We start from the raw sequence: 18055 nt of genomic DNA on the forward strand, positions 1-18055 counted from the left end.
CTGAACAAGTGAACGACCGCGTCTGATTTTCTGATTTATTTCGCTATAGCGGCAAACAAACGCACATTGCTGCGCGTCTGAATCAAGAAAACCCGTATTTTTATGTATCAAAGTACAATTTCCCGCCCTAACGGAAAATTGTCCGATCCAATGAGACTGGTAACTATGAAACCAACGTCGGTGATCATTATGGATACTCATCCTATCATCAGAATGTCTATTGAAGTTCTGTTGCAAAAAAACAATGAATTGCAAATTGTCCTGAAAACGGATGATTATCGCATAACCATCGATTATCTCCGAACCCGTCCTGTTGATTTAATCATTATGGATATAGACTTGCCCGGAACAGACGGTTTTACCTTCCTGAAAAGGATCAAACAAATCCAGAGCACAGTGAAAGTATTATTTTTATCATCGAAATCAGAATGCTTTTATGCTGGCAGAGCGATACAAGCTGGTGCTAACGGTTTTGTCAGTAAATGCAATGATCAGAATGATATTTTTCATGCCGTTCAGATGATCCTCTCCGGATACACTTTTTTTCCCAGCGAAACGCTCAACTATATAAAAAGCAATAAATGCAGTACGAATAGCTCAACGGTCACGGTGCTATCTAATCGTGAAGTGACCATATTACGTTATCTGGTTAGCGGATTATCCAATAAAGAAATTGCCGATAAGTTATTACTTAGCAATAAAACAGTTAGTGCGCTTAAATCTAATATTTATGGCAAGCTAGGTTTGCATTCAATTGTAGAGCTTATCGACTACGCCAAATTATATGAATTAATATAATATTAATTGTAATTGATCATAAATATCGCATCCGCTTTCGCCACACCTGGCTGAACACCGCTGGCTAACGCTCGATAATTGGCAAAAAAGTTTAGTGTGACATTGCCATTTGCATCTACTTCCTCAGTCGGACTCGCCTCCCCCAGTGCGAGCCGGGAGCGATCGCTATTACGTAATTCGATGGCGACGGTTTGTGCCATTGCGGGATCATCCAGAGCCAGCAGATTGGTATCGGATGCCGGCGTTCCCGTAAATAAAATCGCGACTGAACCCGGAGGACATCCCTCCAGCCGCAGGCTAAAAGGGACGAGTGCCGTGGTATCGCCAGCGGTCAGTAGTTGTGTCGTAGGCCATCTGCCTAAATCTACCGTCTTATCAATATCCGCTGTGTTTACGGTACAGGAGAAATCAACAACGTTACCGTGCAAATTGATATTAATCGTTCCTAAAGGGTCAACTGCCCATCCACTGGAACTCCACAGTAGCCCGCAGAAACAGCTAAAGAGCACTCTTCTCATTCTCCGTACCTCATTGATAATCGACGCGTAAATACCCCAGCGCGCTAAACGGCCCTTCGGTCGGTTTTTGACCGGTAATACTGATAGGCCAGGCGCGAAGTGTGACATTGGCTGCCGCAGCTGCATCCAGACGGAAAGGAATAACGCTATTGAGATCGTTAGGCGTGATCGGCGTATCGTTCTGATCGGCCACAATAAAACCTAAATCCTGATTGTCCGACACCATCGCCTGACCAGAAACGGCACTGGCTTCCAGACGCATTGTTAAATAAGCCTGCGCAGCAACATTCGTACATTTGATCGCAATGCTCTTGGTTTGCGGCATGACACCAGCTGGTCGATTCCCCGGCCCTGCCGCACTAAATAACGATGCGCCGATATCACCAAAATCAAATTCAACAATTTGCCCGGCATTTAATTCGCAGTTTTGCGGTACTTCAACCCGGCCACCAAAACTAATGGTATAAACAGGTGTAACCAACGGATCGTTAGGCGTTGATGTCACATACACGGTAAACATCACCTGTCTGGGGATCTCCACCATGTTAATAAAGGGACGAATAACCTTTAAACGAAATATCAAACGAGAATCCATCACCCCGAACGGAAGGTTTTGCGAAACGTTAGGATCTGTTCCCATACGAATATAATTTTGCGGAGGGAATTGAATATCCATCACGCTATCAACCAGACTCATCGCACCTAATAGATAATCATTTAATTGCATATATTTATAATTATCGATAGTTTCCTGAACAATAAAGTTAGTGACATAACTACGGTATGTATAATTCACCAGCGTGCCGGGTGGACAAATTGCTGACACACCTACCCAGCCGGATTTTTCCGGTAAAACAACAATCTGGCCTGGCTGGTTATTGGTGCTATTAAAGACATTTGAGAGATCATAGTGTTCATCTTCTGCTACGCCAGTACTATTTGCACAAACAGTAGCCCAGGATATGTTTGCCAGACACAAACATGCCATTGCCAATAATAATCTGCAGATTATCTTCATTGATAATTTCCTTTATGAGCCAGGATGTGTGCAAACTGCCGAAATAACAGTGACGGCTTGCTGTAAGCTTTGCTTCGGCAATACATAGTGCGCAATGCAGCGTGAGTTCGCGCCGTCTCCCCACTGAACCAGTAATTCACCAGACAATGGCGCACCACTTAAATAAACTTGCCCGTCATCACCCACCATACTGGTTATTCCGGTACTGTTTTCCCGTACCAGTGATCCAAACGGCACCGGTTTTCCGCCCTGGGTAACGGTAATGAGCGCCCGCACGCCTATGCGGGTATCAAAATTGGCACGAACCAACGCGCCTTGCGTCGGCACAACGCTGCTAATATTTTTTTCAACATCGATGGAATTCCCCATCGTATTGGTATCAAGCGCGATACGGTTATATCGATAAACCGTGGCATACGGCATTACCGCATAGCCGCGCCAGTCGGTTAAAATTCCAGTTTGATTTTCAATGCGTACACCGCCTGCGCCTGGCGCTTTAATCAAAACATTGGTATCCCCTAAAGGCTGGCTCAGCGTTATACCATTTTCATGCCCGACCACACCGCCAGACAGCTGCCAGTTAACGTCATGTTGATCGCGGTCGTAGTTATACCCGACCCCCAGCGTACCGTAAGCGGCCTGCCAGTTTGCCGTGGCGCTGCCCGTATACCCATTATTCGAGGTATCGCCCTGGCTTACGTGATAACTCAGGTTGTGGCCTTCCAGTAAGGTCCCACCAACGCCTGCCAGCCAGCTATTTTGCCCGTTGCTGTTACGGTTGGCGTTAAAAGAGGCATAAGCGCGGTCGAGCGCATTTTCCCGGGTGTAGCGACGTTTGGTCAGAACATTGAAAGGCACTGAAACATTAAGTCCGACAATACGTTCGTTATCGGGGATCCCTACAGATTCATTCCACGAAAATGAGAGTGAATAACTGATGCCAACCCAGCTGCTGGTATACCCCACCTGATACCAGGTATCTGAATCCGAAGTATTCCAGTATTTTTGATGGGTACCAGAGATATAAAGCGAGCCAAAGTCATTAAGTGATTGTGAAATATTTAACTGCAAACGGTCTTTACGGCTAAAGCGTAAATTGTGGTAATTCACGATTATCGGTTCATCGCGATGCTCACCGTCATAATCGTAATCATATTCGTACCCCTCCATTCGACGATACGCAACATCATCAAGGGTATAAAAACCTTGTGTCGAATAGCGGTAACCCATTAACTGAAAATTGGTGCCGAAAGTGTTCATTGATTTCGCATAGAGGAAGCGAATGGAATCCCCCTCATGACGACTGTCGTCGGCTAACTGACTGCGCGCATGCGTTACATCCAGCGACACTGCGCCCCAGTTCCCGAGATTGCGCCCCAGCCCTAATAAAAAGGCGGTGTAATTTGCAGATAATTGCGTCCCGCCGTAGGCAGTAAATTCCTGTGGTAAACCGCCGAGTGCCGTGCCCTGAAAAAAGAAAGGCGACGATTGCTGACTATTACCGCTACGAAAATCACCCGCCGTCAGGTCAAATTTGAAACGCCCTTCGCGTTGTAAAATTGGCACTGTTGAATACGGAATCGTGTAATTCTGCTGATTACCATCGCGCTCGTCGATGGTGACGTCCAGATCGCCATTTGAAGATGTCGGGTGCAAATCTGTAATTTCAAAAGCGCCGGGGGAAACATAGCTTTGATAGATAATAAAACCATTTTGCCGAATCGTTAGCTGGGCCGCCGTACGGGCAATCCCACGTACCGTTGGGGCAAACCCTTGCTGGCTATCAGGATACATATTATCGGAAGAGTAAAGCCGTACACCACGAAATCCAACGCCATCGAAAATATCACTTCCTGTATTGCCGTCTCCCATTACCAGTTCACTTTTCAGCGGAATAATGGCGCGCTGTACCCAGGTGCCAATATTATTCCACTGTTCTGAATGATATCCATTTCCGCGAAAATAGTTCCAGGAACCATTGTTGCGTAAACGCCACGGGCCAATATTAATCCCGCTGAGTTCACTAAAAAAATAGCTATCGTTACCATTACCTCTGTTACCGGTGAAATTATAATTCAGGAGTAAAGCAGGAATACCTTCATCCCACTCTTCAGGCGGAATGTAACCGTGAGCGCTACTCAACAACGCTATCTGAGGAATAGTGATGTTCAGGCGCATCGCTGCAAAATCAAAGTTAATTGTGGCATCAGGTACAGCTTTCAGTAAATTAATGCATTTATTATTTTGCTGCTGGGCTAACTCGGGGAATGCACTGCTATTAAGGCCAATTCGTTCAAGGAGTGCCTGATTAAAACAAGGCATTAACCCACCTGATTTATCACCTGTATTTACTGTCGTCGATTCAAATACGATATCCTGTGAACCAATGAACTCATCATTACGCCAGAGATCCACCCGATACACACCCGCAGGTTGATGATTACCTCTCTCAAAGCGCGATAAATCAGCAACGGATGTGCCATTCTCTAATAAAAATGCCGGGTTGAAATAACTTTCCGCATAGCTTAAAAAGGAGGGTAAAATGGCAAGAGATGAATAACAAATTCCGGCCAGACACCAGGTATACCTCTGCGGAATATCCGTAGTAGTGGGTATTTTCATAATTAGCTCTGATATTGTCAGATGATTCGGTTAGTTTAAGTTCACTTCTCTGACCGGGGTTACTGAACCATAATCATTAACGGTCTGAAATTTCAGCTTTCCCTGCACTCCTGAGGGTAAGGGAATTTGTGAATTAACTCTGGGTGCAGCCATAGCATTCCCCAGTTTTTGGCTGCCCACTTGCAAGTTAACCAGGGTGACATAAAAAGGTGATGGATTATGAACATTGATATAGTTACCGGATCGCGAAAACTTGAGTGTGTCCGACGCTTCTGCGGGTAATTCTTGTAATTGAATTGGACGGAGAAATAATTTCATGCGCGATAAAATCGCCAGTTGCAAAACATTCCTGCCGTTCAATGCATTTTTATCTACCGAAGGGATCGTCTTAACATTCATCCAGAACAAAGACTCACGATCTGCCGCCAGCGGTGGACCGGTGTAAATAATACGCAAAGTATTTTCGCTTTTGGGTTCACTAACAAACAGTGGCGGTGTAATGATGAATGACTTTTCTTTTACACCGCTGCTGTTTTCAATCCACGAATTGACCAGAAAGCGCTCATTGGTATGGCTATTTCTAATCCATACCGCAGTCTGTTTAGCATCAGCGGGATAAATAATACGCGTGGCACCTAATGCGATCCCTCCGGCAGCATGGGCGCTGGCCGAAATGATTAAATAAAATATAATGAGCATCAATAACTTTATTTTAGTCATCATAGTTAATACGCCTTGTGTATTCCTGACGGCAAAAATAAGGAGTATAAAGAAATGATTGCTTTGGTTTCTTACAACACATCATTCCCTTTTCATTTAATAAAGCGGCATGATACAAAGTGAGCGTGATTTCGATTTACATTGCCACCATACCGCTTCAGACAACCGGTACATTACTTTGTTATAAGACGTGATATATAATTCAAAACAACGTGGTTTTGATTATTCGTATCTCATAATAAAAGTCGCGTCAGCATTTGCTTGCCCTGCTGATGCACTTGTACCGGTGCCTTTATAACGTGCAGAAAAATGAAGAACGTTGGTCCCGGGGATCAAGTTCTGGTTGGTTGAGAAGCTATTCCCATCAGGTTTGAGAATTGCGGATGTATTATCAAGTATTTCAATACCGACACCCGTTGCTGTTGTTGTATTAGTACTGGATGCAATGGCCAATAAATTATCATTGATTGCATCCGCCTGACCAGAAAATGCAACGGCAGCATTAGCGGCAACGACAGGATCGCAGTCGTTCAACTGTATAGTGAATGGAATTAATGCAGAGGTATTACCAACAGCATTGAAAATATCGGTACGATATTGACCGAGTGTGACAACCTGGTCTGCCGAGTCAGTATTCACTGAACAGGCAGCATTCACCAGTTCGCCTTCAAAGTGAATTGTACCGCCATCTACAACGGCAGCATAACTACCCGTAGCGGCGAATAGTGCGGCGGCCAGCGCAGACGAAATAAATCTTAATTTCATATATATTCCTTCAATCTCATTTATCGACTCCACATCCGTATATAACCGATTACTTTATTTAAGACACTGATAGTAGTAAATTCCTTTTTATCCTCTAAGAATGTCTTAATTGAAAATATGCACTCTATTCTAAAAAATAGAGAGCCCCGTTAGATGAATACTTCCGCGCAAAATATATTCAACACAAATATAGACCTGAAGCGGTAAATTACCAGGCTGAAAATTCTTTTTATATTGTCAGGTATTTCTTAAATTATCTTAATCCTTTGACAAGGAAATAAGTCAGTTCCAGATTTACAACGCCATCATGGACGAAAAATGAAGCTTTCAATCTCAGCGACAGTGCGCCTCACCTTCGCACGAGGTCGCTTCACGCGATAAATCTGAAACGAAACCTGACAGCGCGCCCCGCTTCTGACAAAATAGGCGCATCCCCTTCGACCTACGTAACAGATGGAATCCTCTCTCTGATGGCAGCAAAGATTATTGACGGTAAAACGATTGCGCAGCAGGTGCGCTCTGAAGTTGCTCAAAAAGTTCAGGCGCGTATTGCAGCCGGACTGCGGGCACCAGGACTGGCCGTTGTGCTGGTGGGTAGTAACCCTGCATCGCAAATTTATGTCGCAAGCAAACGCAAGGCTTGTGAAGAAGTCGGGTTCGTCTCCCGCTCTTACGACCTCCCGGAAACCACCAGCGAAGCGGAGCTGCTGGAGCTTATCGATACGCTGAATGCCGACAACACCATCGATGGCATTCTGGTTCAACTGCCGTTACCGGCGGGTATTGATAACGTCAAAGTGCTGGAACGTATACACCCGGACAAAGACGTAGACGGTTTCCATCCTTATAACGTCGGTCGCCTGTGCCAGCGCGCGCCGCGTCTGCGTCCCTGCACCCCGCGCGGTATTGTCACGCTGCTTGAGCGTTACAACATTGATACCTTCGGCCTCAACGCCGTGGTGATTGGCGCATCGAATATCGTTGGCCGCCCGATGAGCATGGAACTGCTACTGGCAGGTTGCACCACCACCGTGACTCACCGTTTCACTAAAAATCTGCGTCACCACGTAGAAAATGCCGATCTATTGATCGTTGCCGTCGGTAAGCCAGGCTTTATTCCCGGTGACTGGATCAAAGAAGGCGCAATTGTGATTGATGTCGGCATCAACCGTCTGGAAAATGGCAAAGTTGTGGGCGACGTCGTGTTTGAAGACGCGGCTAAACGCGCCTCATACATTACGCCTGTTCCCGGCGGCGTTGGCCCGATGACGGTTGCCACGCTGATTGAAAACACGCTACAGGCGTGCGTTGAATATCATGATCCACAGGGTGAGTAACATGGCGACATTTTCTTTAGGTAAACATCCGCACGTTGAGCTGTGCGACTTGCTGAAACTGGAAGGCTGGAGCGAAAGCGGCGCGCAGGCGAAAATCGCGATTGCCGAAGGCCAGGTGAAAGTCGACGGTGCGGTTGAAACGCGCAAACGCTGCAAAATCGTCGCCGGGCAGACAGTGAGTTTTGCAGGTCACAGCGTACAGGTTGTTGCCTGATCCCTTTCCCGGCCTGTAACAACAGGCCGGTTCTCTTTTCAGACTTTTGCCCTCTACGCCCCATTCATCCATGCTGATAGCATCGACATTTTGCCGAAGCGATCATCATGCCAACCGTTATTACGCACGCCGCCGTTCCCCTTTGCATTGGTTTAGGGTTGGGTTCGAAAGTCATCCCTCCGCGTCTTTTATTTGCCGGAATCGTCCTGGCGATGCTGCCTGATGCCGACGTATTGTCGTTTAAATTTGGCGTTGCTTACGGCAATGTTTTTGGTCATCGCGGGTTTACCCATTCGCTGGTGTTTGCGTTTGTTGTCCCGCTGTTATGTGTGCTGATTGGACGTCGATGGTTCAGGGCTGGGCTGATTCGCTGCTGGCTGTTTTTAACCGTCTCGTTGTTATCGCACAGCTTGCTGGATTCGGTAACCACTGGCGGTAAGGGCGTTGGCTGGCTGTGGCCGTGGTCAGATGAACGCTTTTTCGCTCCCTGGCAGGTGATTAAAGTCGCGCCGTTTGCATTGTCTCGTTACACCACGCCGTACGGACATCAGGTGATTATTTCTGAATTGATGTGGGTGTGGTTGCCGGGGATGCTACTGATGGGAATGTTGTGGTGGTGCAGGCGATAACCGGATGCGAAAACTCGCATCCGGCAATAGCGCAATTACTTACGACGCCAGGTGGTCCCTTGCGGGCCATCTTCCAGCACGATCCCCATCTCGTTAAGACGGTCACGCGCCGCATCTGCCGCCGCCCAGTCTTTCGCTTTACGGGCATCCAGACGCTGTTGAATTAACGCTTCAATCTCAGCCACTTCACTGTCGTCTGCCTGCGCGCCGCTTTGCAGGAACGCTTCCGGTTCTTGCTCCAGCAGGCCCAATACAGCGGAAAGTTTACGCAGATGAGACGCCATTGCATTCGCCGCTGCCATATCTTCTGCTTTCAGACGGTTCACTTCACGGGCCATATCAAACAGCACGGAATAGGCTTCCGGGGTGTTGAAATCGTCGTCCATCGCTTCAATAAAGCGCGCTTCAAACGCTTCCCCACCGGCAGGCGCAACGGTTTTATCTGTGCCGCGCAGCGCAGTGTAGAGACGCTCCAGCGCCGCACGCGCCTGCTTCAGGTTCTCTTCGCTGTAGTTCAACTGGCTGCGATAGTGCCCCGACATCAGGAAGTAACGCACGGTTTCGGCATCGTAGTATTTCAGCACATCGCGCACGGTGAAGAAGTTACCCAGCGATTTGGACATCTTCTCGCGGTCAACCATTACCATCCCGGAGTGCATCCAGTAGTTCACATACTGACCATCATGCGCACAGGTGGACTGAGCGATTTCGTTTTCGTGGTGCGGGAACATCAGGTCTGAACCGCCGCCGTGAATATCAAAGTGGTTACCCAGCTGCTTGCAGTTCATTGCCGAACATTCAATGTGCCAGCCTGGACGGCCCGCGCCCCACGGCGACGGCCAGCTCGGTTCGCCCTCTTTCGACATCTTCCACAGAACGAAATCCATCGGGTTGCGTTTGTCGTCGACCACGTCAACGCGCGCGCCTGCCTGCAGCTGGTCGAGATCCTGACGCGACAGCACGCCATATGTCGGATCGGTCGGTACGTCAAACATCACGTCGCCGTTGTCCGCCACATAAGCGTGACCTTTGGCGATCAGTTGTTCAGTGAGTTCAATAATTTCTGCGATATGGTGCGTCGCGCGCGGCTCCATATCCGGGCGCAGAATGTTCAAAGCATCAAAATCTTTGTGCATTTCGGCGATCATGCGATCCACCAGCGCCACAAAGCTTTCGCCATTTTCATTGGCGCGTTTGATGATTTTGTCATCGATATCAGTAATGTTGCGCACATACTTCAGCTTATAGCCGAGGAAACGCAGATAGCGCGCAACCACGTCAAAGGCAACAAAGGTACGCCCGTGACCGATATGACAGAGATCGTAAACGGTGATTCCACACACGTACATGCCGACTTCCCCGGCGTGAATAGGCTTAAATTCCTCTTTTTGGCGTGTCAGAGTATTGAAGATTTTTAGCATCGAAGATTCCGTTTAGACATGTGTGGGTAATTGAGTTGCGTATAATACCCATATTTCCCGCGCGAATCAGCATACATTGCGTGATGATCCGATCGTGCGGTTATGCTATAACACCACCCTATATATGACCCGAACCGGGTTGAAGCACCAATCAAACGGAACAGGATGCAAAAATGGTTACTTTCCACACCAATCACGGCGATATTGTCATCAAAACTTTTGACGATAAAGCACCTGAAACAGTTAAAAACTTCCTGGACTACTGCCGCGAAGGTTTTTACAACAACACCATTTTCCACCGTGTAATCAACGGCTTTATGATTCAGGGCGGCGGTTTTGAGCCGGGCATGAAGCAAAAAACCACCAAAGACCCGATCAAAAACGAAGCCAACAACGGTCTGAAAAATACCCGTGGTACGCTGGCAATGGCCCGTACTCAGGCACCGCACTCTGCAACTGCACAGTTCTTCATCAACGTGGTTGATAACGACTTCCTGAACTTCTCTGGCGAAAGCCTGCAAGGTTGGGGTTACTGCGTGTTTGCTGAAGTGGTTGAAGGCATGGACGTGGTAGACAAAATCAAAGGTGTGGCAACCGGTCGTAGCGGTATGCACCAGGACGTGCCAAAAGAAGACGTTATCATTGAAAGCGTGACCGTTAGCGAGTAATCGTGGCGACACTCTTTATTGCAGATCTTCATCTCTGCGCGGAAGAACCGGCGATCACCGCCGGTTTTCTGCGTTTTTTAGCGGGGGAAGCCCGCAAGGCCGACGCGCTGTATATTCTTGGCGATCTGTTTGAAGCGTGGATTGGCGACGACGATCCCAACCCACTCCATCGCCAGATGGCGGCAGCGATCAAAGCGGTGTCCGATTCCGGTGTTCCCTGTTATTTCATTCATGGCAACCGTGATTTTCTGCTCGGCAAACGCTTTGCCCGTGAAAGCGGCATGACGTTATTGCCGGAAGAAAAGGTGCTCGAACTGTATGGTCGCCGGGTATTGATTATGCATGGCGACACGCTGTGCACCGATGACGCCGGTTATCAGGCTTTTCGCGCCAAAGTCCACAAACCCTGGCTGCAAACGCTATTCCTCGCCCTGCCGTTGTTTGTGCGCAAACGCATTGCCGCGCGAATGCGAGCGAACAGCAAAGAAGCCAACAGCAGTAAATCGCTGGCGATCATGGACGTTAACCAAAACGCGGTGGTCAGTGCGATGGAAAAACATCAGGTGCAATGGCTGATTCACGGGCATACCCATCGCCCGGCAGTACATGAACTTATCGCCAATCAGCAACCTGCTTTCCGCGTCGTGCTGGGTGCCTGGCATACTGAAGGTTCAATGGTGAAAGTCACGGCAGATGACGTTGAGCTGATTCATTTTCCGTTTTAAATACCCGCAACTTTGCTGATTTCACAGCCACGCAACCGTTTTCCTTGCTCTCTTTCCGTGCTATTCTCTGTGCCCTCTAAAGCCGAGAGTTGTGCACCACAGGAGTTTTAAGACGCATGTCTTCCCGCAATAATCCGGCGCGTGTCGCCATCGTGATGGGGTCCAAAAGCGACTGGGCTACCATGCAGTTCGCCGCCGAAATCTTCGAAATCCTGAATGTCCCACACCACGTTGAAGTGGTTTCTGCTCACCGCACCCCCGATAAACTGTTCAGCTTCGCCGAAAGTGCCGAAGAGAACGGTTATCAGGTGATTATTGCGGGCGCAGGCGGCGCAGCGCACCTGCCAGGCATGATTGCCGCCAAAACGCTGGTGCCAGTGCTGGGCGTGCCAGTACAGAGCGCCGCACTGAGCGGTGTCGATAGCCTCTACTCCATCGTACAAATGCCGCGCGGCATTCCGGTGGGTACACTGGCGATTGGTAAAGCTGGCGCGGCAAACGCGGCGTTACTGGCAGCACAAATTCTTGCAACTCATGATAAAGAGCTACACCAGCGTCTGAATGACTGGCGCAAAGCCCAAACTGACGAAGTGCTGGAAAACCCGGACCCGCGAGGTGCGGCATGAAACAGGTTTGCGTCCTCGGTAACGGGCAGTTAGGCCGTATGCTGCGTCAGGCAGGCGAACCGTTAGGCATTGCTGTCTGGCCAGTCGGGCTGGACGCTGAACCGGCGGCGGTGCCTTTTCAACAAAGTGTGATTACCGCTGAGATCGAACGCTGGCCGGAAACCGCATTAACCCGCGAGCTGGCGCGCCATCCGGCCTTTGTGAACCGCGATGTATTCCCGATTATTGCTGACCGTCTGACTCAGAAGCAGCTTTTCGATAAGCTCCACCTGCCGACCGCACCGTGGCAGTTACTTGCCGATCGCAGCGAGTGGCCTGCGGTGTTTGATCGTTTAGGTGAGCTGGCGATTGTTAAGCGTCGCACTGGTGGCTATGACGGACGCGGTCAATGGCGTTTACGCGCCGATGAAACCGAACAGTTACCGGCTGAATCCTACGGCGAATGTATTGTCGAGCAGGGCATAAACTTCTCTGGTGAAGTGTCGCTGGTTGGTGCGCGCGGCTTTGATGGCAGCACCGTATTTTATCCGCTGACGCATAACCTGCATCAGGACGGTATTTTACGCACCAGCGTCGCTTTCCCGCAGGCCAACGCGCAGCAACAGGCACAAGCTGAAGAGATGTTGTCGGCGATTATGCAGGAGCTGGGCTATGTGGGCGTGATGGCGATGGAGTGTTTTGTCACCCCGCAAGGTCTGCTGATCAACGAACTGGCTCCGCGTGTGCATAACAGCGGTCACTGGACACAAAACGGTGCCAGCATCAGCCAGTTTGAGCTGCATCTGCGGGCGATTACCGATCTGCCGTTACCGCAACCGGTAGTGAATAGCCCGTCGGTGATGATCAACCTGATTGGTAGCGATGTGAATTATGACTGGCTGAAACTGCCGCTAGTGCATCTGCACTGGTACGACAAAGAAGTCCGTCCGGGGCGTAAAGTGGGGCATCTGAATTTGACCGACAGCGACACATCGCGTCTGACCGCGACGCTGGAAGCCTTAATCCCGCTGCTGCCGCCGGAGTATGCCAGTGGCGTGATTTGGGCGCAGAGTAAGTTCAGTTAACCTGGTGCACATATTCTTACCGGATTCGGCGTGAACGCCTTATCCGGCTTAACGCTCCGGTACCCATTGTAGGCCTGATAAGACGCGTCAAGCGTCGCATCAGGCACAAATGTCTAATGCCTACGACTACAGCGAAATACAGGTCCCCGCTTCGCCCGCCAGCGTCTCTTCAATCCGCGATAACGCCCCAATCCACGCAGGTTTGCCACGGCTTCTGACATAGCCACTCACCGCCGTTACCTTCGGCCCCATCGAACCATCGGCTTTGGCAAATGGCGCTAACTCATCCGGTGTGGCACGGCGAATGGCGCGTTGCTGCGGCGTTCCCCAGTTTTCATAAACCGCGTCAGCATCGGTGAGGATCACCAGCCCATCGGCGTTAATCTGCTCAGCGAGCAACGCAGCGGCGAGATCTTTATCAATCACTGCTTCACTCCCTGCTCCGTCATCCGTCACAGGCACACCGCCGCCGCCACTGCAAATCACCACATGCCCCTCTTTGAGCAACAACTCGATGGCTTCGCTGTCGAGAATTTTACGCGGTTGCGGAGACGCCACCACCCGGCGCAAATATTTACCATCACGTTTCATCTGCCAGCCGTAAGCCGCTTCCAGTGCCTCTTGTTCTTCTGGCTGATAAACCGGACCGATAAACTTCTCTGGCTGCAAAAACGCCGGATCATCAGGCGAAACCTCAATGCGCGTCAGCACCGTCGTCACGGGCGGCATCTGCGGCTGTGCGCTCAAGCTCTGCGCCAGCATATAGCCAATCATCCCCTGGCTTTCCGCCACCAGCACATCCAGCGGATACGGTTCTACCTCTTTCCACGCCAGATTCTGTAACGCCAGCAGCCCCACCTGCGGCCCGTTGCCGTGAACAATCGCCAGCCGATAAGAACGGGCCTGGCGCGCCAGCGCAGGTACAGCGCTGGCGATATTGCGATATTGATTTTCTGCCGTCAGCGCCTCACCGCGCTGAAGCAAGGCATTGCCCCCAAGAGCTACAACCAGTGTTTTCATGGTTTTCCTTGTAATAATTGTTGACCAAGCCAGAACCCCAGCAGCGTATCGGCCCCTGACGTGTGCCCCAGCGCCAGCAGCGAATCAATCGCAACAGCGGTACGTTTCGGGCAACTCAGAGCATGGACAAAGTGCAGGAGTGGCGAGGCGAAATATCCTTGCGCGGCATAACGTAAATAACTGACGCTCACCGCTGTGGTAACGAGTTGAAGATTGTCGGAACAGACAAAAAATGGGCGACCGGAGCGCGCATCTAAAGCGCCATAATACCAGGCCGCCAGCAGCATTCCGCTCAGCGTGTCATCATGACTCGGCGTTAATCCCGGACCTTTGCCCAGCCAGTGCCGCCAGTCGGTCTTCACGCCATTGAGCGCGGCCTGAAAACAGTGGCGAAACTGGCGTAATTCAGCAGGAAGCGGATCGCCTGCCGCCAACGCCAGTGGCCCGAAAAGCCCGGTTTCCTCCGCGCGTTGCATCCATGCAGCTGCAAGCGGTTGAGGATGCGCAGGCGGCGTAATACGCAGCAAACAATAACGCTGTGGCTGTTTAACCGTGAAACGTCCGAGGCGAATCCCTTGAGCCACTACCTTCGGTCGTTCATTGCCGCATAATCCACCGCATAACGCATCGAATTGCGCGCGTCGAAGCACCCATCCTCCGGGGCCGAAACCACTACCCTGACGATGCAGCGTTAACAGTTCGCCGCTTTCCGTCATCAGGTTAATCGCCCGCCGCCACACGCCCGCTAACCGCCAGGACTGGCGATAATTCGGTGCGCTACTAATGGCAAGCAGAGGATGGATGATCGTCATTGCGCGTTCCTCAACCTATCCCCATGCTTTCAGCCAGTGCTTCCAGCGCCTGTTCAAAGCAGGCCAACGGTGCCCGCACAGTGCCTGCGCCAATCTGCCCGATCCCCGCCTCTTTATGGGCGATACCGGTATTGATGAGTGGCGTAATGCCGGTTTCTACCACGCGACGAATATCCAGCCCCAGGCACGCGCCCTGAAAATCCCAGCTTGGGATCTGCAACTGCATATTGCGTTCAAGATAAATTTCCGCCATCTCTTCAGATACCGCCCTGGCCGCTTCCATGCCACCCGCACCGACAAAGCGCGTTACGCCAGGTGCTGCGATCATCGCCGCACCTCCGATACCAAAGGTTTCGGTAATCGCGCTATCGCCCATATCCGGGTTCGCCTGCTCCTGCGAGAAGCCGGTGAAAAACAGACCTTGCGGAGTGTTTACAGGCGCAGTAAACCAGCGTTCGCCCAGCCCGCTGACCCGAATCCCGAACATATTGCCGTTGCGGGTCATTGCCGTGACGATGCTGCCTGCGCGGATCATCGCGCCAGCATCCATCGCCGCCTTGCAGTAAGCCATCGCGAGGTTGAGGAAGAACTGATCGGTCACGCTGAGGAAATCCATCACTTCCGCAATGTGCTGTTTATCATGATCGAGGCGAGCAATTTGTGGGGCCAGCGTACGCATTAACAGTGCTGAGGAAGCAATATTGCGTTGATGGAACTCATCGCCCATGGTAATGCCCTGCGCCATCATTGCCGTGAGATCGATACCGCGCTCCATGCGCCCCAGCGCCGCGCTTAATACTGGCATTAACACATCGCGCATCCAGCGATGGCGAGTCAGGACATCTTCGCCGTAAGCGCCAAAACGCATCACTTTGCCGATACCTTCGTTGAGGTTGCAGTACGCCCGGTTGCCGTCGGTCACGTTCTCGACCACCAGCATCGGCATACTGGCAGAAGTAATACCGCCCATTGGCCCGACGGCATTCACATGGTGACAAGGAATGAAGTTCACTTCCCCCTGCTCCAGTATTGCCAGCGCCTGCGCTTCATCTTTCGCCCAGCCTTCGAACAGACATGCGCCCACGCACGCCCCTTTCATGGGTCCGGTCATCTCCTGCCAGCGCATTGGCGGCCCGGCGTGAAGCAGTGTTTTGCCCTCGTTTAGTTCGCTGATAAGTGAAGAAGCCGGTTGCACATCCAGCCAGTGTGGACGAGCGCGACGAATTTGTTCGATAACCGCAGCATTGGCTTGCGCCACTGATGTAAACATGGGAACCCCTTATTGCAAACGTTCTAATAAACGAGCCAGTTTTTTATTGCCGCCGGCGACTGGCGACCATTGGTAATGCACAACCGGTTTGCTGGCGCTTTGTAGCTCCAGCGCAAAGTTGCGTAATCCGATGTTAATCACGGCGACGTTTTCCAGTAATGACGGTGTGTGTTGCTGTGTGGCAGGCGAGAGCGGATGAATTAACGCTGCCGCCAGCAAGGTGGCTTCCGGTAGCGAACTCACGACCGCAATCCCCGCATCTTCCAGCGTGGCGATTTGCTGCGAGCGGCATTGCGGGTCACGTTCGGTACCTGTCACCGTGGCAATGGCGTACAGCGGTTGGCTGTCTGAACGCGCGGCACAGGCTTTTTGCCAGGCGCTCACCAGCGAGGCGGCAGGATCGGCGGTCGCGCCGAAGCCAATCACGACATCAAGTAGCAATACGCGCACTGACGGTTTAGCGCCGAGATCGGCAATTAACTGGTTGCGTAAGGTTGGGTCGATCATCGGATGGGGACGCCCGACGGTGTAGAAATCATCGCCGAGGTCAATAATCTGGTGACCATCGGCGTCGAGCATCATGCCGTGATGATGGGCATCATCGGCTTCCACGCCAAGGTGTCCGGCAAGTAATCCCGCCGCTTCGGCGGCCAGCGTACCGCCGGTATACAAACCGCAAATAAATCCGCTGCCGACAGGTGCTATTGCGTTACGTCGCGCCGTGACGCGTGAAAGCAGGCAAGACAGGCGAGCGGCCTCATCCAGCGAGGAGGCAAACCAGACATTCTCGTCGCGGGCCACCGCCGGGGTATAACCTAAAAACAGCGCCACCGTCGGTTTGCCGGTTGCTTTCATGGCATTAACAATTTTCAGACGCACAGCTTCGGCAGGTGGTTTTGAAACAAATGCCAGCACCTCGCTTTTCGCATCGGCGCTTAACATTTCCAGCGCCGTTAGCGCACTGATGCCGCCCACTTCACGGCTGAGATCGCGCCCGCCAAGACCAATCGCGTGAGTAATTCCCTCCCCTGCCAGCGCAATCTGTGAGCACAGCTCCTGAATCCCGGTACCGGAAGCGCCAATGACGCCAATGTTGCCTTCCGGCATCACGTTAGCAAAAGCCAGCGGCGTGGCGGCAATCATTGACGTACCGCAGTCCGGCCCCATCACCAGCAAGCCTTTATCGCGTGCGCGGGTTTTGAGTTGGATTTCATCTTCCAGCGTGACGTTATCGGAGAACATCATCACGTTGAGGTTGCGATCCAGCGCCTGATTCGCCAGTTCCGCCGCATACTCGCCAGCCACTGAAATCAGCGCCAGACTGGCATCGGGTAATTTCTGACAGGCACTGTCCCAGCGACGCACCTGCGTCAACGCCTGGCTGCTGCCTGAACCCTGCGCCAGTTGTTTTAGCGCCTCTTCAAGCTGTTGCATAATCGCCTGCGCGATCCCCGCATCCGCCGCTTCGCTACGAATTGCCACGCAAATATCGTTCGGCGTGGCGTTATTAAAATCGTCATGCCAGAAACCTGTAGTCTCTAATAACGCTTTATTGGCGGGCGTACCCATCATTACAGAAACATCATCAACATTTTCTGATTCGCTTAGTTTTCGTGAAATAATCATTAAACTGACCGAATCCTGAAAACACCCTTTTTTAATAAAGGCGTGGATCATAACAACTCCTTAAAAATTGCACCCATGGCAATTGCACGAGCAGTGTTAATGTGGCGATTACGGTATCGATGACAACGAGTAAATAAGGTGATGAATATCACACAGGGATTATTAACAAAAGAATTCAAATAACCGCCAGGCGATTACGTGT

The 18055-nt window shown here is 51.0% G+C and carries 18 protein-coding genes; 8 read left to right on the forward strand and 10 right to left on the reverse strand.

Annotation, left to right across the window (positions count from 1 at the left end):
• Positions 1 to 165: 165 nt before the first annotated feature.
• Positions 166 to 798: a fimbria biosynthesis transcriptional regulator FimZ gene (fimZ, locus tag ACJHX3_RS13765; RefSeq protein ID WP_094308245.1), complete on the forward strand. Its 633-nt coding sequence runs from the start codon at positions 166 to 168 to the stop codon at positions 796 to 798.
• 2 nt (positions 799 to 800) lie between these two features.
• Here the strand turns inward: fimZ and sfmF are convergent, their stop codons facing one another.
• The 5 genes from sfmF to fimA all read right to left on the reverse strand — a co-directional run bounded on the left by sfmF (position 801) and on the right by fimA (position 6441).
• Complete coding sequence (sfmF, locus tag ACJHX3_RS13770; RefSeq protein ID WP_001309313.1) at positions 801 to 1316, reverse strand: fimbria assembly protein; 516 nt, start codon at positions 1314 to 1316, stop codon at positions 801 to 803.
• Positions 1317 to 1326: 10 nt separating this feature from the next.
• On the reverse strand, positions 1327 to 2334 hold the full coding sequence (gene fimH, locus ACJHX3_RS13775; RefSeq protein ID WP_000691065.1) for a type 1 fimbria D-mannose specific adhesin FimH: 1008 nt from the start codon (positions 2332 to 2334) through the stop codon (positions 1327 to 1329).
• Positions 2335 to 2346: 12 nt separating this feature from the next.
• Positions 2347 to 4956, reverse strand: coding sequence for a fimbrial biogenesis usher protein (locus ACJHX3_RS13780; protein WP_001308462.1), 2610 nt, complete (start codon positions 4954 to 4956; stop codon positions 2347 to 2349).
• A 30-nt stretch (positions 4957 to 4986) separates the two neighbouring features.
• A complete protein-coding gene (gene fimC / locus ACJHX3_RS13785) occupies positions 4987 to 5679 on the reverse strand; it encodes a type 1 fimbria chaperone FimC (protein WP_094308246.1) in 693 nt (230 codons plus the stop codon).
• 219 nt (positions 5680 to 5898) lie between these two features.
• Positions 5899 to 6441: a type 1 fimbrial major subunit FimA gene (fimA, locus tag ACJHX3_RS13790; RefSeq protein ID WP_000776555.1), complete on the reverse strand. Its 543-nt coding sequence runs from the start codon at positions 6439 to 6441 to the stop codon at positions 5899 to 5901.
• A 470-nt stretch (positions 6442 to 6911) separates the two neighbouring features.
• Here fimA and folD point away from each other — a divergent pair, with 470 nt between their 5' ends.
• The 3 genes from folD (at position 6912) to ACJHX3_RS13805 (ending at position 8621) form a co-directional block, all read left to right on the forward strand.
• On the forward strand, positions 6912 to 7778 hold the full coding sequence (gene folD, locus ACJHX3_RS13795; RefSeq protein WP_000729161.1) for a bifunctional methylenetetrahydrofolate dehydrogenase/methenyltetrahydrofolate cyclohydrolase FolD: 867 nt from the start codon (positions 6912 to 6914) through the stop codon (positions 7776 to 7778).
• A gap of 1 nt (position 7779) precedes the next feature.
• Positions 7780 to 7992: a ribosome-associated protein YbcJ gene (ybcJ, locus tag ACJHX3_RS13800; protein WP_000190288.1), complete on the forward strand. Its 213-nt coding sequence runs from the start codon at positions 7780 to 7782 to the stop codon at positions 7990 to 7992.
• A gap of 107 nt (positions 7993 to 8099) precedes the next feature.
• On the forward strand, positions 8100 to 8621 hold the full coding sequence (locus ACJHX3_RS13805) for a metal-dependent hydrolase (protein ID WP_094308247.1): 522 nt from the start codon (positions 8100 to 8102) through the stop codon (positions 8619 to 8621).
• Between the two features lie 35 nt (positions 8622 to 8656).
• On the opposite strand, the gene cysS is transcribed toward ACJHX3_RS13805, so the two are convergent.
• Entirely contained in the window at positions 8657 to 10042 is a 1386-nt protein-coding gene (gene cysS, locus ACJHX3_RS13810) for a cysteine--tRNA ligase (protein WP_000912345.1), read from the reverse strand.
• 173 nt (positions 10043 to 10215) lie between these two features.
• Here cysS and ppiB point away from each other — a divergent pair, with 173 nt between their 5' ends.
• From ppiB to purK, 4 genes are all read left to right on the forward strand, one after another.
• Complete coding sequence (gene ppiB / locus ACJHX3_RS13815; protein ID WP_000256006.1) at positions 10216 to 10710, forward strand: peptidylprolyl isomerase B; 495 nt, start codon at positions 10216 to 10218, stop codon at positions 10708 to 10710.
• A gap of 2 nt (positions 10711 to 10712) precedes the next feature.
• Entirely contained in the window at positions 10713 to 11435 is a 723-nt protein-coding gene (gene lpxH, locus ACJHX3_RS13820; RefSeq protein WP_000212237.1) for a UDP-2,3-diacylglucosamine diphosphatase, read from the forward strand.
• A gap of 116 nt (positions 11436 to 11551) precedes the next feature.
• Positions 11552 to 12061 (forward strand): 5-(carboxyamino)imidazole ribonucleotide mutase, encoded by a 510-nt coding sequence (gene purE, locus ACJHX3_RS13825; RefSeq protein WP_001295318.1) that lies wholly within the window; start codon positions 11552 to 11554, stop codon positions 12059 to 12061.
• On the forward strand, positions 12058 to 13125 hold the full coding sequence (gene purK / locus ACJHX3_RS13830) for a 5-(carboxyamino)imidazole ribonucleotide synthase (protein ID WP_000815532.1): 1068 nt from the start codon (positions 12058 to 12060) through the stop codon (positions 13123 to 13125). Before purE ends, purK begins: the two co-directional genes overlap by 4 nt.
• 126 nt (positions 13126 to 13251) lie before the next feature.
• Here the strand turns inward: purK and ACJHX3_RS13835 are convergent, their stop codons facing one another.
• The 4 genes from ACJHX3_RS13835 to ACJHX3_RS13850 are packed head-to-tail and all read right to left on the reverse strand — an operon-like array spanning position 13252 to position 17904.
• Positions 13252 to 14145, reverse strand: coding sequence for a carbamate kinase (locus ACJHX3_RS13835; RefSeq protein WP_094321799.1), 894 nt, complete (start codon positions 14143 to 14145; stop codon positions 13252 to 13254).
• A complete protein-coding gene (locus ACJHX3_RS13840) occupies positions 14142 to 14957 on the reverse strand; it encodes a DUF2877 domain-containing protein (RefSeq protein WP_094308248.1) in 816 nt (271 codons plus the stop codon). The genes ACJHX3_RS13835 and ACJHX3_RS13840 overlap by 4 nt, the downstream gene beginning before the upstream one ends.
• Positions 14958 to 14967: 10 nt before the next feature.
• Positions 14968 to 16227, reverse strand: coding sequence for a DUF1116 domain-containing protein (locus ACJHX3_RS13845; RefSeq protein WP_087890741.1), 1260 nt, complete (start codon positions 16225 to 16227; stop codon positions 14968 to 14970).
• A 9-nt stretch (positions 16228 to 16236) separates the two neighbouring features.
• The gene (locus tag ACJHX3_RS13850) at positions 16237 to 17904 is read right to left on the reverse strand and encodes an acyl-CoA synthetase FdrA (RefSeq protein WP_087890740.1); all 1668 of its coding nucleotides are present in this window, start codon (positions 17902 to 17904) and stop codon (positions 16237 to 16239) included.
• Between the last annotated feature and the right edge of the window lie 151 nt (positions 17905 to 18055).

Origin of the sequence: Escherichia sp. WS1265, from assembly GCF_046487585.1 — a bacterium.
GTDB classification, from domain to species: Bacteria; Pseudomonadota; Gammaproteobacteria; order Enterobacterales; family Enterobacteriaceae; genus Escherichia; species Escherichia coli.

Coding starts and splice junctions, on each gene's coding strand:
- ACJHX3_RS13850 (WP_087890740.1), bottom strand. CDS start 17,904: ATGATCCACGCCTTTATTAAAAAAGGGTGTTTTCAGGATTCGGTCAGT.
- ybcJ (WP_000190288.1), top strand. CDS start 7,780: ATGGCGACATTTTCTTTAGGTAAACATCCGCACGTTGAGCTGTGCGAC.
- sfmF (WP_001309313.1), bottom strand. CDS start 1,316: ATGAGAAGAGTGCTCTTTAGCTGTTTCTGCGGGCTACTGTGGAGTTCC.
- purE (WP_001295318.1), top strand. CDS start 11,552: ATGTCTTCCCGCAATAATCCGGCGCGTGTCGCCATCGTGATGGGGTCC.
- purK (WP_000815532.1), top strand. CDS start 12,058: ATGAAACAGGTTTGCGTCCTCGGTAACGGGCAGTTAGGCCGTATGCTG.
- fimA (WP_000776555.1), bottom strand. CDS start 6,441: ATGAAATTAAGATTTATTTCGTCTGCGCTGGCCGCCGCACTATTCGCC.
- ppiB (WP_000256006.1), top strand. CDS start 10,216: ATGGTTACTTTCCACACCAATCACGGCGATATTGTCATCAAAACTTTT.
- ACJHX3_RS13805 (WP_094308247.1), top strand. CDS start 8,100: ATGCCAACCGTTATTACGCACGCCGCCGTTCCCCTTTGCATTGGTTTA.
- cysS (WP_000912345.1), bottom strand. CDS start 10,042: ATGCTAAAAATCTTCAATACTCTGACACGCCAAAAAGAGGAATTTAAG.
- ACJHX3_RS13780 (WP_001308462.1), bottom strand. CDS start 4,956: ATGAAAATACCCACTACTACGGATATTCCGCAGAGGTATACCTGGTGT.
- fimZ (WP_094308245.1), top strand. CDS start 166: ATGAAACCAACGTCGGTGATCATTATGGATACTCATCCTATCATCAGA.
- folD (WP_000729161.1), top strand. CDS start 6,912: ATGGCAGCAAAGATTATTGACGGTAAAACGATTGCGCAGCAGGTGCGC.
- fimC (WP_094308246.1), bottom strand. CDS start 5,679: ATGATGACTAAAATAAAGTTATTGATGCTCATTATATTTTATTTAATC.
- ACJHX3_RS13835 (WP_094321799.1), bottom strand. CDS start 14,145: ATGAAAACACTGGTTGTAGCTCTTGGGGGCAATGCCTTGCTTCAGCGC.
- ACJHX3_RS13840 (WP_094308248.1), bottom strand. CDS start 14,957: ATGACGATCATCCATCCTCTGCTTGCCATTAGTAGCGCACCGAATTAT.
- ACJHX3_RS13845 (WP_087890741.1), bottom strand. CDS start 16,227: ATGTTTACATCAGTGGCGCAAGCCAATGCTGCGGTTATCGAACAAATT.
- fimH (WP_000691065.1), bottom strand. CDS start 2,334: ATGAAGATAATCTGCAGATTATTATTGGCAATGGCATGTTTGTGTCTG.